This window comes from Alienimonas sp. DA493 (assembly GCF_043951915.1).
Taxonomy (GTDB): Bacteria; Planctomycetota; Planctomycetia; order Planctomycetales; family Planctomycetaceae; genus Alienimonas.
In genome coordinates, this window is the sequence record NZ_JBINJD010000117.1 from 1 (window position 1) to 15,748 (window position 15,748).

Below are 15,748 nucleotides of genomic sequence, written 5' to 3' on the forward strand. Positions count from 1 at the left end.
GCCCCCGCCGCGGCGAACGTGCTCCGCTTCGGCCTCCGCCGACTGCGGGTGGCGGGCGACGCGGACCGGCTCGCCGAGGGCGTCACCCCCGCCGCCGGGCGGACCGTTCGCTGATCGCCTCCCGCAGCAGGGCGTCGTAGGCGGCGACGACCGCCTCCCAGCGGTGGTTTTGAAGCACGAGGCCCTGGGCCCGCTCCGCCATCGCCGCGGCGTCGGCCGGGTGATCGAGCGCCCAACGCCACTCGTCCGCCAGGGCGGCCGCGTCGCCGACGGGCGTCAGCCGGGCGGTCTGTTCGTGCGTGAAGACCTCCGCGGTGCCGTCGACGGCGGTGGCGACGATCGGCGTGCCGGCCGCGGCCGCTTCCAGCAGCACGTTCGGCGTGCCCTCCCACCGGCTGGGCAGGAGAAAGACGTCCGCCAGCCGCATCAGCGCCGGCAGGTCCTCCCGCCGCCCGAGCAGCCGCACCCGCTCCCCGGCCGGGTGCGTCGCCGCCCACAGCCGCACCCGCTCCGCCAGCGGCCCGTCGCCGGCGATCAGCAGGTGGACGTCGCGGCGGTCGAGCCGGGCAAAGGCCTCCAGCAGCGTGTCCGGATCCTTTTGCACGTCCAGCCGCCCGGCGAACAGCGCCACCGGCCCGTGCGGCGGCAACCGCAGCGCCGCCCGGTCCGCCGGGGCGGCATCCGCCCAGCAGTCGGCGTCAACGCCGTTAGGGATCGTCACGACGCGCTCCGCCGGCAGTCCGCCCCCGCCGGCCAGCGGGGAGGCGACGCAGAACCGGCGGACGCTCTCGCCGACGCAGACCCACCGGTCCACCAGCCGCGCCGTCCACCGGTCCAGCAGGCGGTGGCCGTTCCGGCGTCGCTCCGCGACCCGCACCCCGCAAACCACCGCCGGCCGCCCCGCCGAGCCCGCGACCAAGCGGGTGAGCAGGTTGGCGTGGAACAGGAACGACAACGCCGCCGGGGGCCGTTCCTCTCGCAGATATCGCCGCAGCGGCCGCGGATCGACGCCGGGCAGAGAGTCCAGCAGAGTCACCGGCACGCCGCAGGAGACAAATGACTCCCGCAGCCTCCCGCCGCGCAGGGCGAAGACGTGCGGCGCCCACCCGCGTTGCGAGAGCCCCAGCACGACCCGCAGGAACGCCTGCTCCGCGCCGCCGGGGTCGAGTTCGGTGATGACCGCCGCCAGCGGGAGCGGGGCGGCGTCAGGGTCCGGGGGCGGATCGGGCATCGGTTCGGCGATAGGGTACCCGCATGCCCACGCCGCCGCCCGAGTCCCCCTCAGAGTCCCCGCCGGAGGACGTCGCCGATCTCGCCGTCGCCGCCTATGACTATCACCTGCCGCCGGACCGAATCGCCGCCCGTCCGGCCCCGCGAGGAACGGCCCGGTTGCTCACGCTGAACCGCGAGACCGGCGCCGTCGCCCACCGGTCGATTGCAGACCTGCCGACCCTGCTGACGCCGGGCGATCGACTGGTCCTCAACGATTCCCGCGTCGTTCCCGCCCGGCTCCGCGGCGTGCGGGAGTCGACGGGGGGGAAGTGGGAGGGGCTGTTCCTCGCCCTCGAAACCGGCGACGACGGCGACGCCTGGCGGGTGATGTCAAAGACCCGCGGTACGTTGACGCCGGGGGAGACCGTCCGGGCCGACGGCCCCGACGGGGCGACGTTGCGGCTGCGGATGGAGCGGCGGGAGGAGGGCGGCGTGTGGCTCGTCACGCCGCTGGACGACGCGGCCGCCGCGGCCCCCTTCGCGGCGCTGGAGGCGGTCGGCTCGATCCCGCTGCCGCCCTACATCGGCCGGGACGCCCCCGACGAGCGAGACCGCACCGACTATCAAACCGTCTTCGCCGACCGCCCCGGCTCCGTCGCGGCCCCGACGGCGGGGCTGCACTTCACGCCGGAGCTGCTCGCGGCCTGCGAGTCGGCGGGAGTCAGTGTCTCCCGAGTGACTCTTCATGTGGGAGTCGGCACCTTCCGGCCGATGTCTGGCGAGTCGCTGGTCGACCACCGGATGCACGCGGAGTTCTGCGAACTCTCCAGCGCGACGGCCGCGGACGTGCGGGCGACGCGGGAGGCCGGAGGGCGGGTCGTCGCCGTCGGGACCACCGCCTGCCGGACGCTGGAAGCCGCCGCTCAGGAGAACGACGGCGCCGTCGGCCCCTTCTGCGGTGAGACGGAGATCTTCATCCGCCCCCCGCACCGCTTCGCGGGGATTGACGGCCTGCTGACGAACTTCCACCTGCCGAAAAGCACCCTGCTCGTGCTCGTCTCCGCTTTGGCCGGGCGGGAGCGGGTCCTCGCCGCGTACCGGGAGGCGGTGGCGCGGGGGTACCGCTTCTTCAGCTACGGCGACGCGATGCTGATTTTGTAGGCGATCCGCAGGCGAACGGGGGGCGTGAGCCCGCCTTGCGTTCGCAGCCGCCCGAGGACACGGAGGGCGGACGCCCACCGCTCGCCTCCTCCGCCTAGATGCCGAACAGCCGGCGAAAACTGTCGAGGAGGGTGCCGTGCTCGCCGCGGCGGGCTTCTTCCTTCAGCGCCTCCAACGGCGGGTGGAGGAGCTTGTTGACGATGCGGTCGACGCTCCGCTCCACGGCGGCCCGATCGTCGTCGGTCCAGTCGGGGCGGCGGGCGTAGAGCTGTTGCAGTTCCGCGTCGCGGACGGCGGTCCACTCGTCCCGCAGCCGACGGATGACCGGGCCGGTCGCCCGGTGCACCAGGCCGCGGAGGAAGGCCTGCGTCTCCTCCTCGACGATCCCCTTCGCCTTGCCGATCTCCTTCTCGCGCCGGCGGCGGTTGGCGGCGCAGGTGGCCTCCAGATCGTCGATGTCGTACCGGAAGACGTTTGCGTCCACCTTGGAGACGCCGGGATCGAAGTCCCGCGGCAGGCCGAGGTCCAGGATGAACACCGGTTTGCCGGAGCGCTTGCCGCCGGCGGCTCGGGCGGCGGCGAAGCGTTCGCGGGTCACCACGGGCGTGGTGGCGCCGGTGGCGGAGACGATCACGTCGGCCTCGCCGAGCCAGCGGTCCAGTTCGTCCCACGGCCGCACCTCCCCGCCGCGGGCCTCGGCCAGGGCGAGCGCCCGCTCCGGGGAGCGGTTCACGATCACCACCCGGCCCGTCCCCTCGTCGTGCAGGTACCGAAGAGTTTCGTCGGCCATCTCGCCGGAGCCGATCACCAGCACGGTCTTGTCGGTGAACCGCTCGAAGATGTTCCGCCCGAACTGCCCGACGGCGACGCTGGCGATGCTCGTGCGGCCGTCGGCCAGCTTCGTCTCCCGCCGCACGCGGCTGGCGGTGCGGAAGGCGGCCTGAAACAGGGCGTGGGTCAGCGGCCCGCAGGCCTCGTGACGCTGGGCGAGGTCGTAGGCGTCCCGCACCTGCCCAACGATCTGCGATTCGCCCAGCACGAGGCTGTCCAGACTGGCGGAGACCTCGAACAGGTGCCGCACCGCGTCCAGGCCCCGGCGCTCCAGCAGGTGGGAGGCGAACGCGTCCCGCGGGATCGCGTGGAAATCTGAGAGGAACCCGGCGAGGTCCGACAGTCGCGGGGCGGTCCCGGCCGTCCCCCCCACCGAGGGCGGCGGCACGGCGGAGTAGACCTCCACCCGGTTGCAGGTGGAGAGCACGACGAGTTCCGAGGTCGGGAACCGCTCCCGCAGTTTGGCGTAGGCGTCCCCCAACGCCTCAGCGGAGAAGCCGAGCCGTTCCCGCAAACTCACGTCCGCGGTGCGATGGGAGCAGAACACGACCCCGAGATCCGGGGCGGGCGCGGCGGGATTCACAGGGTCGCCCCCCCGCCGGCGGGCGCCGCGTCGGGGGCGTTCGCGGCGACAGTCCCGCCGGCGTGCCAGCTTTCCAGCAGCCCGCCGTCCCCGGCGAGCACCTGCAAGCCGACGACCGTCACCAATAAGAACCCGAACGCCAACAAGGTGCGGACGGCCACGCCCTTTCCGGCCTGTCCCTTCCGCTGAACGAACCCGCCGACCGCCAGCCCCGCGGCGAAAACGCCGACCGTGGTGCCGATCACCACCGGGTCCCACAGCCCCGCGACGGTCCCCTCCCCGCCGGCGACGACCAAGCCGAGCCCGATCGTCACTCCCAGCACCAACAACGGCACGGCGACGGCGACGGCGGCCCGGTTCCAACGGTCGAGCCGTTCGAGACTGAACAGCGGCACGGCGTCCGGGTCGAACTTGCCGGCCCGCAGCCGGCGGTGATGGACGAGGTACATGGCGCTGGTCACCACCCCGGCGAGCACCCCCAGCAATCCGCCGAGCAGCAGGGCCGCATGCAGGATCGCCCACGCCCGCACCGCCCCGCCCCCGTTCCCCGCCTCGCCGAACAGCGACACCGGCCCCGCCGGCACCGCGTAGCTGCACGCGACCAACCCCAGCACCAACGGCCAGAGGAACACGCCCAGGGCGCTGCGACGCTCCACGCCGGTGGCGACCACGTAATACGCCGCGCCCAGCCAGGCGAGGGCCAGGATCCAGGCCCGTCCGCCCCATGGCTCCGCGGCCGCGGCGTCGCCCCAGTCGCCGGTATACCGCAGTCCCAGATACCACGTGTGGGCCAGCAGCCCGGCCGCCGCGGCGAACCAGGCGATCCACCGCAGCGCGACCGTGCGGCCCCACAGCCGCAGCGCGTCCGCGGTCAGGGCGACCGCGTAGCTGGCGAGGAAGCAGAAGACGGTGACGTGGGACACGCCGCCATTCTAGGCGCGTCGCCCCCGCGCGCCGCCCGTCGGGACCGCCGCGGCGGCCGCAAACTAGCGAACCTCGGCCGACAAACCGTGTTCTTCGATCTTCTTGTGCAGGGTGTTGCGGTTAATGCCCAGCCGGGCCGCGGCCTTCGTCTGCACCCCCTGCGCGGCCCGGAGGACCTGCAACAGCACTTCCCGCTCCAGCCGGCCGAGGATCTCCGGGTGCACCTCGGTGCTGCCGGGCAGTTCAGACAACTCCCGCCGGACGAGTTTGCGGCGGAGGTCGTCCGTGTCCTCTTCGCCGCTACGGACCAGCTTGAGGGGCGGCCGCACGCCGCGGACGTGGTCGGGCAGCAGGTCGCTGGTGAGGGCGCCGCCCTCCGTCAGGGCCAGCGCCCGCTCGATGTAGTTCTGAAGCTCCCGCACGTTGCCCGGAAAGGCATACCGGCTGAGCAGTCGCAGGGCCTCCGGCGCCAGTTTGGGCGGGGTCTTGTTGTCCCGGGCGGCGTAGACGGCGGTGAAGTGCTCCGCGAGCCCGGGGATGTCCTCGCTCCGCTCCCGCAGCGGGGGCAGGTCGATGCTGAGGACGTTCAGGCGGAAGTAGAGGTCCTCCCGGAAGCGATCCTCGGCGACCTCCTCCAGCAGTTCCCGGTTCGTGGCGGCGATCACCCGGGTGTTCACCCGGATGGTGCGGGTGTCGCCGACGCGTTCGAACTCCTGTTCCTGCAGGACCCGCAGCAGTTTGACCTGCAGGTGCTTGGAGATCGAATTGATCTCGTCGAGGAAGATCGTGCCGCCGTGGGCCGCCTCGAAGCGCCCGGTGCGGTTCTCGATGGCGCTGGTGAACGCCCCGCGGGCGTGGCCGAACAGCTCGCTCTCCAGCAGGCTCTCGGCGAGGGCGCCGCAGTTGACGCGGACGTACGGGCCGTCGGCCCGGGGGCTGTTGTCGTGGATCGCCCGGGCGACGAGTTCTTTGCCGGTGCCGGTCTCCCCGGTCAGCAGCACGGTCGAGTTGGAGCGGGCGAACCGGCGGGCGAGGGCGTAGACCTCCCGCATCGCGTCGGAGTCGCCGACCATGCCGCGCACCGGAGCGTGCACGTCCACATCGGGAGCGACAGGTTCCGAAAAGCGGTCCGTGGCCGGGGGGAGGTACGGTGACAACGCGAGCGGCTGCTGTCGGGACGGGCGGTTCCGCTGAAGAATATCGCCCCACCCGGCTGGCCGAACAGTCACGGGCCGCCTTCTCGGCGATTTGGCGTCGTTTCCGGCCTCCGGATCGACCCAAACTGCCGCACGCCTACTGCCGGATGCCTACTCAGCGGGCACAGCCGCCTGCGTCGGGAGCGACACCTCGACCGGCAGGCCGCCGCCGGAGCCCGGCAGCGCCGCGGAAAGCGTCAGCAGTGCGTCCCGAACCTGCGGATCCTCCGCCGTGGCCGCGAGGCCGCGGATCGTTCGGACGGCCCGTTCGTCCAGCAGCGAGCCGAACCGACGGACCGACTGCGTGAGGGCGTCCGCGGCCGCCAACTCGGCGGCGGCGCCGGGGCGAACGACCGTCAGCGTCTCCGCCAGCGCGTTCTGGGCCGCCGGGCTCGGGATCGCCGCCAGGGCCGCCGAAGCGTTCGCCGAGATCGTGGGGTCGGCGACCGCGGCGGACAGCTCCCGCAGCGCCCCGGCCAGCGGGAAGGTCCGGCCGCCGTCCTCGGCGAGCCGCGACAGGGCGTAGGCGGCGGCCCGCTTCTGCTCGGCCTTGAGGTCGTCCGGCAGCGGCTCCGCGGCGGCGCGGAGCGGGGCGATGCGACGTGCGAGCGTCTCGGCGGCGACGGGGAACTCCGTGTACACCGCCTCGCCGGCCCGGTCGGCGATGCTCGACAGCGCCGGTTCGAGCCGGATCGAGCCGTAGAGCACCAGCGGCACGGTCCTGGTGCGGGCGTCCGCCCGGAGGTTCGCCACCAGGGAGGAGACCGGCAGGTCCGGCACGTTCGCCTGGATCGCCACCAGATCGGCCCCCGCGCCGGAGGTGGCCTGCTCGAAGCCCTGCCGGGCGGACGTCGCCAGGTCGACCCGATAGCCGGCCGCCTGGAGCAGCCCGCCCATGCGGGAGCCCCGTTCGCCGTTGGGATCGATCACCACCGCCCGCCCGCCGGGGGCGTCCGCGAGGGCGCCGGCGAACACGTCCACAACGTCCGCCCCCTCGGTGAAGGAGGGCCCCGGGTTGGCCCGGGCGGCGAGCAGGGCCGCGAGGAACCGGACCTCCGCCGCCGGGCTCCGCAGCGCCCGCACGACCGGGGAGCCGGTCCCGCCGACCGGCCGCAGCAGGTCCGGCGTGGGCACGTCGAGCAACACCTGCAACGCGGCGGCGGCGGCGTCCGCGGCGCCGAGTTCCAACGCCGTGTCCAGCGCCTTGAGAATCCGCGTCGAACCGGCGGACAGCGCCGCCCGGTGCACGGTGCCCTCGCCGCGCGGCAGGAACCGCCCGCGACCGGCGAGCGACGCCTCGTAGGCCAGCGCCGCGGTGAGTTCAAGTACCTGCAGGCTCTCCCGGGCCGGGGCGATTCGGGCGGCGCCGGAGGCGGCCGTCGCGGCCCGGTAGCGGGCGGCGGGGACCGGATCGAGCGTCGCCGGGACCAGCGAGTTCTCCGCGGCGTCGTAGCGGAACAGCGGCGCAGCGGCGGCGGCGGGGTTGGCCGCCGGCGGGTCGGACAGGAGCGTCTCGGCCCGCTGCTTCAGCCGGTCCGCGGCGGCGTCGGACAGCCCGCGGAGCGAATCGCCCTCCGTCAGCCGCAGGAGGCCGGCCTGGGCCGCCAACTGCACGGACGGGGTCTCGTTCGGGGCGAACGCCGGCGCCAGCAGGGCGTCCAGCGCGGCTTGGGAGCCGGTTCCGCCGAGGGCCACGGCGACGGCGGAGCGGGCGGCGGCCGGGGCCTGCGGGGACCGCAGCACGGCGGTCAGCGGCGGCACGGACAGCCCCCGCAGCTGCCCGAGCAGCCGGGTGATCGCTTCCGTGAGGTCCTCGTCCCCCTGCACCGAGTCCACGGAGGCGACCAGCCGTTCCACCAACCGCGGCGTCGCTGCGGCGCCCAGCCCGGTGAGGGCTTCCGTGGCGGCGTCGCGCTCCCGCAGGTCCGCGGTCAGGGCGTCGATCAGGGCGTCCAGCCGGGCCGGGTCGGCGCCGCGGGCGAGCACCGCCTCGCGGACGCGGTCCTGCAGGGTCTGCCCCTCCGGGCGGAGCTGCGGGTCCGCGGCAAGTTCGAAAAAGACCGTCGGGCCGAGGGCGTCGCGGGCCTCCAGCAGGGCGTCCTCGGACGGCTGCGAATCGAGCAGCGCCCGCAGGTACCGCCGGGCCAGCCCCGGCCGGCCGATGCGGCGGAGGCGGGCGGAGGCCGTGACGAACTCCTCGACCGTCGCCGGCTCCGCGGCGAGGGGGTTGGGGGCGTCGGTCGGCTCCGCCCCCGTGGCGGCGGCGGGCGGCTCCTCCGCCGGTTCCTCCTGCCCGACCGCCGCGAGCGGGCAGAGCAGCGCCCCGGCCAGCGGAGCCGCGGTCAGCAGGCGCCGCGCCGCGGACGCCCGCCCGAACGCCGAGCGACGCCCGAACGGGCTGCAGGTGGCGAGGCGTTCGGCGGGGCGGCGGAGCATGGGCGGGGCCGAACGAGGGCGACGGGACGGGCGAGCGGCGCGGGGACGGGCGGGCGACGCGGGAACGTGGATCCGCTCCCGCGGGTCACTCTACGCGGGGCGCGCACCGGCCCGCACCGTTCGACATCGACCGCAACCCCCTCCGAAATGGAGCCGGGCCGGGGAACGTGCGGTGAGGCCGGTCGTCGCGGCCGTATCGGCGCCGCAACCCCCGCCCCCGGTCGCATCGCCGCCCCCCGCCCCCGAGCGGCTGTCGGGCGGGCGTCGCGGTCCTAAACTCCCGCCTCCCCTACTCCCCGCCCGTGCTGATGCCCGCCGTCTCCGCTTCCCCCGCCTCGTCCCCGTCCGCCGCAGGGGCCGCCCCCGCCAAGCCGCTGCCCATCGACGCGGCGAAGCTGTGCGAACTGGCGAACGAACTGCCCACGCCGTTCCACATCTACGACGAGGCCGGCATCCGGGCGAACGCCCGCCGGCTGAACGCCGCCTTCGCCTGGAACCTCGGCTTTCGGGAATACTTCGCGGTCAAAGCGACGCCGACGCCGGGCATTCTGGAGCTGTTCCGCGACGAAGGGTGCGGGATGGACTGCTCCAGCGCCGCGGAGCTGATGCTGTGCGAGCGCATCGGCGTGAGCGGCGATCGGATCATGTTCACCTCCAACAACACCCCCGCCGCGGAGTTTCGCCGGGCGAAGGAGTTGGGGGCGATCCTCAATCTGGACGACCTGACCCACCTCCCCTTCGTCGCCGAAGAGGCCGGCGGGCTGCCGGGGACGCTGTGCTTCCGATTCAACCCCGGGCCGCTGCGGGGCGGGAACGCGATCATCGGCAAGCCGGAGGACGCGAAGTACGGCTTCACCCGCGAGCAGCTGTTCGACGGCTACCGCCGGGCGCAGGAGGGCGGCGTGACGCGGTTCGGCCTGCACGCGATGGTCGCCAGCAACGAACTCGACCCGCAGTTCTTCGTGGACACCGCCCGGATGCTGTTCCGCCTCGCGGCGGAGGTGAAAGAGGCGACCGGCGTCCGGATCGAGTTTGTGAATCTCGGCGGCGGCATCGGCATTCCCTATCGGCCGGGGCAGGAGGCGGTCAGCTACGAGGCGGTCTCCGAAGGCGCGAAGGCCGCCTACGACGAGATCGTCGTCCCCGCCGGACTCGACCCGCTGGCGATCCTTATGGAGAACGGCCGCTGCATGACCGGGCCCTACGGCGTGCTGGTCACCAAAGCGCTGCACCGCAAGGAGATCTACAAGCGGTACGTCGGCGTGGACGCCTGCATGGCGAACCTGATGCGGCCCGGTATGTACGGCGCCTACCACCACGTCAGCGTGCTGGGCCGGCGGGGCGAGAAGGTCGACGCCGCCCCCGCCGGGCCGGTCGACGTGGTCGGCTCCCTCTGTGAAAACAACGACAAGTTCGCCATCGACCGCGAGCTGCCCCCCGTGGAACGCGGCGACGTGCTGGCGATCCACGACGCCGGCGCCCACGGGCACAGCATGGGCTTCCAGTACAACGGCAAGCTCCGCAGCGCGGAGTATTTGCTGAAGGAAGACGGCTCCGTCGAACAGATCCGCCGGGCGGAGACCTACGACGACCTGTTCGCCACGCTGCCCGGCTGACGGCAGGGGGCCGCGGGACAGCCCGAGGCGGTCGGTCCGCATTCAGTGGGCGATTCGTCGGTCGACTGGTAACGTCCGCCGACTCGCCCCGCCAACAAAGAGACCGAGCATGTCCGATCCCGCTCCCGAACGCCCCGCGTCCGACGCCGCCCCCGAGAAGAAGGGCGTCAGCCCGGTCGTCTGGATCGGGTTGGCGGCCGTGGTCGTCGCCGGCGGAATCTACGCGTACGCCGTGATGGTCCCCCCGGAGATGCCGAAGGACGGCCTGATCGAAGAGAGCGACGGCGAGGCCGCTTTCGACGAGGGTTACGAGGAAGCGGCGCCCATGACGGCGACGCCGGCCGAACCGAACGCCGACGAAACGGACGCCGAAGAAACGGCCGACGGCGAAACGGCCGCCGACCGCGACGGGGGCGGCGACGCGGGGGCCGAAGGGGCGGACGACGCGGAGACGGGGGAAGGCGCGGCCGGGTCCGGTGATGCGGGAGATCCCGAACCGGTCGCCACGGGCGGGTGACGCGGGCGGCGGGGGACGGGTTTCGGTCGCCGCAGCGTTCGGCGCGTCCGGGCCGGAGCGGTAAGCTGCCGCCGACGTTCCCCCTACCTCGTTCGATTCGCGAATGCCCTCGCCCCTCGCCCGTCCGCCCGTTCCCTCCACCGACGTGAAGCGGGCCGCGATGTTGTTCTCCGGCGGCCCCGCCCCCGCCGCCAACGCCGTCATCAGCACCGCCGCCGACGCCTTCCTCCGCAGCGGCCTGGACGCCATCGGCATCCGCCACGGCTACTCGGAGCTGATGAAGTACGACGGCTCGGAACTGAAGGAGGGCGAAGCCTACCTGCGGTTCGACGTCAAGGAGCTGGAACGCACCCGCACCTCCGGCGGCATCACGATCGGCACCGCCCGGGCCAATCCCGGCAAGTACGTGAAGAGCCCCGAGGACCTGAAGGACCCGGAGAAGACCGCCCCCCTCAAGACGGTCTACGACGCCCTCCGCTCGTTGGAGGTCGACGCCCTGATCAGCATCGGCGGCGACGACACCCTCAAGACGGCCAACAAATTCGCCCTGTTCCAGGAGACCCTTCCGGAGGGCTCGCCGAAGATCAAGGTGGTGCACGTCCCGAAGACGATCGACAACGATTACAACGGGATCGACTTCACCTTCGGCTTCTTCACCGCCGTCGAGGTGCTCGCCCAGGAAGTCCGCAACCTGCTCGAAGACGCCCGCGCCCAGCGGAGCTACTTCCTCTGCGAGTGCATGGGCCGCAGCGCCGGCTGGCTCTCCTACGGCACCGCGATCAGCGGCGGGGCCTCGCTGGTGATCTCCGTCGAGGACATCGTCGGCAAGTACTCCCAGACGGAGACCGTCGACGGCAAAGAACGTCGGATGATGAACGTCGACGCGGTCGTCGACCGGATGGTCGACACGATCCTGACCCGCGAGAAAGAGGACGGCCGGCAGTACGGCATCATCTGCGTCGCCGAGGGCCTCGCCGAACTGCTGCCGGCCAGCGCCCTGGAGGGCGTCAGCCGCGACGAGCACGGCCACATCGCCGTCGCCGACGTGCAACTCGGCCGCCTGCTCGCCGAGCGGGTCGAGAAGGCCTACGCCGAGAAGACCGGCGGGGAGCGGAAGGTCAAACCGCTGCAGCTCGGCTACGAGAGCCGCTGCGCCCGCCCCACGGCCTTCGACGTGATCCTCGGCAGCCAGTTGGGCGTCGGCGCCTATCGGGCGCTGGTCGAGGAGCAGAAGACCGGCGTGATGGTCTCCGTCGAACGCCAGTTCGACTTGCATTACGTCCCGTTCGAGGATCTGGTCGACCCGGGCAACCTCGTCACCAAGGTGCGGTTCATCGAACCCGGCAGCGACTTCCACACGCTGGCCCGGTTCCTGGAGACGCACATCCTCGCGGATCAGTCGCCGGAAGATCCGATGACGAACCGCTGAGCCGAGTCTGATTCAGACGCCGTCACGCCGAGGCCCCGCGGGGCCTCGGCGTTATTGCTTTGAGAAGTCAGTCTTGCGCCAGCAGCTCCGCGATCTGCACCGCGTTGGTCGCGGCGCCTTTGCGGAGGTTGTCGGAGACGCACCAGAAGGTGATCCCGTTCTCGCAGGAGAGGTCTTTGCGGATGCGGCCGACGAAGATGCGGTCGTCGCCGGCGCAGTCGCGGGGGGTCGGATACTTTCCGGCGACCGGGTCGTCGACGACGGCCAGCCCCGGGAAGGCCGCCAGCGCCTCGCGGGCTTCGTCGGCCGACAGCGGGCGCTCGAACTCGCAGGCGATCGTTTCGCTGTGGCAGTCCGCGACCGGCACCCGCACGCAGGTCGGGTTCACGCGGAGGTCCGGCAGCCCGAGGATCTTGCGCGTCTCGCGGACCATCTTCATCTCCTCGGACGTGTAGCCGTCCCCCTCCCCGCCCTGCTCCTTGAAGGAGCCGATTTGCGGGATCAGGTTGAAGCCGATCGGCTGCTGGAACGTGCTGGCGACGAACGAGCCGTTCTCCAACGAGGCCTTCGTCGATTCGATCAGCTCCGCCGTGCCGGCGAGGCCGGCGCCGCTGACGGCCTGATACGTGGAGACCGTGACCCGCTTCAGCCCCGCGGCGTCGTGCAGCGGCTTGAGGCACTGGACCATCTGCGTGGTCGAGCAGTTCGGCGAGGCGATCAGCCGCCCCTCCGCCGCGGCGGTGCGGGCGGCCTCCGGGTTGATCTCCGGCACCACCAGCGCGACCTCCTCGTTCATCCGCCAGTAGCCGGATTCGTCGATGACCACGGCGCCCGCCTTGAGGGCGTGCGGCAGCAGATCGCGGGCGGCCTCGTCCGGGGTGCTGGCGATCACGAGGTCGCAGCCTTCGAACGCCTCCGGACTCACCTCTTCCACCGTCACGTCCTGCCCGCGGAAGGGGATCGCAGAGCCGGCGCTGCGCTTCGTGGCGAGGAAGCGGAACCGGTCCGCCTGGAATTCGCGGGATTCCAGCAGTTCGCGGATGATCCGTCCGACGGCTCCGGTGGCCCCCACGACGGCGACGGTTCCAAACTTCATCGAGACTCTCGGAGCGGCGGGATGCGGCGGGCGGCGGGGCGTCGGCGCCCCATGCGGGGAGGTGGGTTCGCCGGGGATGGTGGCGCGGGTCGGCCCGGCTGACAACGCCCCCGCCCGGAAGTTCGCCCCGCCGCCGCCTTCCCCGGGGGGATGTGCCGGCTAGACTCCCCGCCGGACTTCTTTCTCATAGCGACCGGCAGCGGACCGGCGGACGGCAGCACAGATGAGCGCGGGCGGCGAGACAGTTTTGGTCGTGGGCGGCGGCGGGCGGGAGCACGCCCTCTGCTGGAAACTCGCGCAGAGTCCCCTGGTCGGGACGGTGCTGTGCGCCCCGGGCAACGCCGGCACCGGCACGGAGACGGGCGTGGAAAACGTCCCGGTGAAGGACGACGACCTGCCCGGGCTCGTGGCGCTGGCGAAGGAGCGGAAGGTCGACCTCGTCGTGATCGGCCCGGAGAAGCCGCTCGTGCTGGGCCTGACCGACGAGTTGGAGAAGGCGGGGATCGCCGTGTTCGGGCCCTCCAAGGCCGCCGCGGAGCTGGAGGGCAGCAAGGCCTACAGCAAGAGCCTGATGAAACGGGCCGGCGTGCCGACCGCCGCCTTCGAGATCTTCAACAACGCCCACGCGGCCGCGGACTGGATCAGCGGCCGCAGCGAGCAGCCGCTCGTCGTGAAGGCCGACGGGCTGGCGGCCGGCAAGGGCGTGATCGTCTGCGACACCCGTGAGGAGGCGATGGACGCCGTCCGCCGGGTGCTCTCCGACCGCGAGTTCGGCGCCGCCGGCGCCCGGGCGGTCGTCGAGGAGAAGCTCGTCGGCGAGGAAGCCAGCGTGTTGGCGATCGTGGACGGGGCGACCATCGTGCCCCTCCCCGCCGCCCAGGACCACAAGGCCGCCCTCGACGGCGACCGCGGGCCGAACACCGGCGGGATGGGCGCCTACACCCCCGCCCGGCTGGTGCACGAACGCCGCATGCAGCAGGTCGTCGAGCAGGTCCTCATCCCGATCGTCCACCGCATGCAGCGGGACGACCGCCCGTTCCGCGGCATCCTCTACGCCGGGCTGATGTTCACCCGACGGGGACCGATGGTGCTGGAGTTCAACGTCCGCTTCGGCGACCCGGAGGTCCAACCGCTGCTGATGCGGATGAGCGGCGATCTCTACCCCCTGCTCAAAGCCGCCGCGGCCGGCAAGCTGGAGGACGCCGCCCCGCCGACCTGGGACGACCGGGCCGCCGTCTGCGTGGTGATGGCCAGCGAGGGCTACCCGGGCGAGTACGAAACCGGCAAGACGATCCGCGGCCTCGCCGACGCGGCGGAACTGCCCGACACCAAGGTGTTCCACGCCGGCACGAAGTTCGGCGTCCGCGACGCCGAGGGGCGGGAGTCGATCGAAACCGCCGGCGGACGGGTGCTGGGCGTCACGGCGTTGGGCGACGACGTGACCGACGCCAAACGGCGGGCCTACGAGGCGGTCCGCCGCATCCGCTGGGAGGGCGCCTGGTGCCGCACCGACATCGCGGACAAGGGCCGGTGATCACTTAGCCGCGACCGGAGGGAGCGTTTCGCGGGCGTCCCCGAACGCGCTCCCTCCGGTCGCGGCTCACCGGGTTACCCGCCGAGCCCGCGGTTGAGGCGGCGCAACGCGTCGGTTTCGATCTGGCGGACGCGTTCGCGGGTGAGGCCGAGGACCTCGCCGATCTCCTTCAGGGTCTTCGGCTCGTCGCCGTCGAGGCCGAACCGCAGCCGCAGGATGGTGGACTCCCGCTCGTCCAGTTCGTCCATCAGGTCGAGGGCCCGGGCGATGCTGTCGGCCTCGGTGAGGTCCTCTTCCGGGGCGGGCGTTTTGTCGTCCGTCAGCATCTCGCCGAGGCTCCACCCGCCGTCGTCCGCGGCGCTCTGCGGGCTGGTCTGGTAGAGGGCGAGGGCCTTCTTGACGATCTCCAGCTTCCGCTTGGGGATCTCCAATTCTTTGGCGATCTCCTCCGGCGTCGCGGTGCGGCCGAGGGTGTCGGAGAGGTGGGCGGACATCTTCCGCCACTTGCCCAGCAGCTCGACCATGTAGGCCGGCACCCGCACGGTTTTGGCCGTGTTGACCAGCGCCCGCTTCACGGACTGCTTGATCCAATAGGAGGCGTAGGTGCTGAACCGGGTGCCCATGTCGGGGTCGAAGCCCTCGACGGCCCGCATCAGGCCAAGGTTGCCCTCCTCGATGAGGTCCGGCAGGGGCAATCCGCGGTTGGTGTAAGAGCGGCTGATGTTCACGACCAGCCGCAGGTTGGCCCGCACCATGTGGTCGCGGGCGTCCATGTCGCCCTGGGCGATGCGGCGGGCGAGGGACTTCTCCTCGTCGGCGCTCAGCAGCGGGGTCGCGTTGATCTCCCGCAGGTAGGTTTCGAGCGGGCTCTGAACGTGACCGCCCCGACGACCGGGAACGACGGTCCGGCGGCGGGCGGCGGTACGGGGGCGAGCGGCGAGGGCGGGCAAGGTGCGGACCGGGGGCGGGGGGAACCTCCGCTCCGTCGGACCTGCTGTGCCGCGTCATCCTTGACGACGGCCGGGACGACGCTCGCCCCGCCCCGTAGTCATCGACCCGACGCCACGGAAACCCGCACCCGAGGGCCGCGTTCGCCCCGCGATCCCCTCTCCCCCTGCGGGCGGCGCCGGTGGCGCCGGTTACCGGGGAGGTCCGCGCACGAAAAACGGCCCCGGTTCGAAAACCGGGGCCGCACGGTGAAGTTCGCTCGGTG

The 15,748-nt window shown here is 72.5% G+C and carries 12 protein-coding genes; 5 read left to right on the forward strand and 7 right to left on the reverse strand.

All coding sequences use genetic code 11. The features are described from left to right. Window positions 1–82: 82 nt before the first annotated feature. Window positions 83–1,231, reverse strand: coding sequence for a glycosyltransferase (locus tag ACG2DA_RS16300; RefSeq protein WP_395256852.1), 1,149 nt, complete (start codon window positions 1,229–1,231; stop codon window positions 83–85). Window positions 1,232–1,254: 23 nt separating this feature from the next. Here ACG2DA_RS16300 and queA point away from each other — a divergent pair, with 23 nt between their 5' ends. Then, on the forward strand, window positions 1,255–2,373 hold the full coding sequence (queA, locus tag ACG2DA_RS16305) for a tRNA preQ1(34) S-adenosylmethionine ribosyltransferase-isomerase QueA (protein WP_395256853.1): 1,119 nt from the start codon (window positions 1,255–1,257) through the stop codon (window positions 2,371–2,373). Between the two features lie 94 nt (window positions 2,374–2,467). Here the strand turns inward: queA and hemA are convergent, their stop codons facing one another. The 4 genes from hemA to ACG2DA_RS16325 all read right to left on the reverse strand — a co-directional run bounded on the left by hemA (window position 2,468) and on the right by ACG2DA_RS16325 (window position 8,343). Continuing rightward, the gene (hemA, locus tag ACG2DA_RS16310; RefSeq protein WP_395256854.1) at window positions 2,468–3,751 is read right to left on the reverse strand and encodes a glutamyl-tRNA reductase; all 1,284 of its coding nucleotides are present in this window, start codon (window positions 3,749–3,751) and stop codon (window positions 2,468–2,470) included. Between the two features lie 32 nt (window positions 3,752–3,783). Then, window positions 3,784–4,710, reverse strand: a complete 927-nt coding sequence (ccsA, locus tag ACG2DA_RS16315; RefSeq protein ID WP_395256855.1) for a cytochrome c biogenesis protein CcsA — start codon at window positions 4,708–4,710, stop codon at window positions 3,784–3,786. Between the two features lie 63 nt (window positions 4,711–4,773). Further along, window positions 4,774–5,784, reverse strand: coding sequence for a sigma-54 interaction domain-containing protein (locus ACG2DA_RS16320; protein ID WP_395256863.1), 1,011 nt, complete (start codon window positions 5,782–5,784; stop codon window positions 4,774–4,776). 234 nt (window positions 5,785–6,018) lie between these two features. Continuing rightward, window positions 6,019–8,343 carry a hypothetical protein gene (locus ACG2DA_RS16325; RefSeq protein WP_395256856.1) on the reverse strand — a complete coding sequence of 775 codons (2,325 nt, stop codon included), beginning with the start codon at window positions 8,341–8,343 and terminating at the stop codon, window positions 6,019–6,021. A 308-nt stretch (window positions 8,344–8,651) separates the two neighbouring features. Here ACG2DA_RS16325 and ACG2DA_RS16330 point away from each other — a divergent pair, with 308 nt between their 5' ends. The 3 genes from ACG2DA_RS16330 to ACG2DA_RS16340 all read left to right on the forward strand — a co-directional run bounded on the left by ACG2DA_RS16330 (window position 8,652) and on the right by ACG2DA_RS16340 (window position 11,905). After that, window positions 8,652–9,959: a diaminopimelate decarboxylase gene (locus ACG2DA_RS16330; protein WP_395256857.1), complete on the forward strand. Its 1,308-nt coding sequence runs from the start codon at window positions 8,652–8,654 to the stop codon at window positions 9,957–9,959. A gap of 109 nt (window positions 9,960–10,068) precedes the next feature. After that, window positions 10,069–10,476, forward strand: a complete 408-nt coding sequence (locus ACG2DA_RS16335; RefSeq protein WP_395256858.1) for a hypothetical protein — start codon at window positions 10,069–10,071, stop codon at window positions 10,474–10,476. Between the two features lie 103 nt (window positions 10,477–10,579). Then, window positions 10,580–11,905 carry a 6-phosphofructokinase gene (locus tag ACG2DA_RS16340; RefSeq protein WP_395256859.1) on the forward strand — a complete coding sequence of 442 codons (1,326 nt, stop codon included), beginning with the start codon at window positions 10,580–10,582 and terminating at the stop codon, window positions 11,903–11,905. 67 nt (window positions 11,906–11,972) lie between these two features. Here ACG2DA_RS16340 and ACG2DA_RS16345 read toward each other — a convergent pair whose 3' ends face one another. Beyond that, window positions 11,973–13,001: an aspartate-semialdehyde dehydrogenase gene (locus ACG2DA_RS16345; RefSeq protein ID WP_395256860.1), complete on the reverse strand. Its 1,029-nt coding sequence runs from the start codon at window positions 12,999–13,001 to the stop codon at window positions 11,973–11,975. Between the two features lie 223 nt (window positions 13,002–13,224). On the opposite strand from ACG2DA_RS16345, the gene purD reads away from it, so the two are divergent. Further along, on the forward strand, window positions 13,225–14,535 hold the full coding sequence (purD, locus tag ACG2DA_RS16350) for a phosphoribosylamine--glycine ligase (RefSeq protein ID WP_395256861.1): 1,311 nt from the start codon (window positions 13,225–13,227) through the stop codon (window positions 14,533–14,535). A 74-nt stretch (window positions 14,536–14,609) separates the two neighbouring features. On the opposite strand, the gene ACG2DA_RS16355 is transcribed toward purD, so the two are convergent. Then, window positions 14,610–15,485: an RNA polymerase sigma factor RpoD/SigA gene (locus ACG2DA_RS16355; protein ID WP_395256862.1), complete on the reverse strand. Its 876-nt coding sequence runs from the start codon at window positions 15,483–15,485 to the stop codon at window positions 14,610–14,612. Between the last annotated feature and the right edge of the window lie 263 nt (window positions 15,486–15,748).

What these genes read in the sequence shown, in the direction of transcription:
- ACG2DA_RS16300 (WP_395256852.1), bottom strand. Translation starts at nt 1,231, where the DNA reads ATGCCCGATCCGCCCCCGGACCCTGACGCCGCCCCGCTCCCGCTGGCG.
- queA (WP_395256853.1), top strand. Translation starts at nt 1,255, where the DNA reads ATGCCCACGCCGCCGCCCGAGTCCCCCTCAGAGTCCCCGCCGGAGGAC.
- ACG2DA_RS16320 (WP_395256863.1), bottom strand. Translation starts at nt 5,784, where the DNA reads ATGGTCGGCGACTCCGACGCGATGCGGGAGGTCTACGCCCTCGCCCGC.
- ACG2DA_RS16325 (WP_395256856.1), bottom strand. Translation starts at nt 8,343, where the DNA reads ATGCTCCGCCGCCCCGCCGAACGCCTCGCCACCTGCAGCCCGTTCGGG.
- ACG2DA_RS16330 (WP_395256857.1), top strand. Translation starts at nt 8,652, where the DNA reads ATGCCCGCCGTCTCCGCTTCCCCCGCCTCGTCCCCGTCCGCCGCAGGG.
- ACG2DA_RS16335 (WP_395256858.1), top strand. Translation starts at nt 10,069, where the DNA reads ATGTCCGATCCCGCTCCCGAACGCCCCGCGTCCGACGCCGCCCCCGAG.
- ACG2DA_RS16340 (WP_395256859.1), top strand. Translation starts at nt 10,580, where the DNA reads ATGCCCTCGCCCCTCGCCCGTCCGCCCGTTCCCTCCACCGACGTGAAG.
- ACG2DA_RS16345 (WP_395256860.1), bottom strand. Translation starts at nt 13,001, where the DNA reads ATGAAGTTTGGAACCGTCGCCGTCGTGGGGGCCACCGGAGCCGTCGGA.
- purD (WP_395256861.1), top strand. Translation starts at nt 13,225, where the DNA reads ATGAGCGCGGGCGGCGAGACAGTTTTGGTCGTGGGCGGCGGCGGGCGG.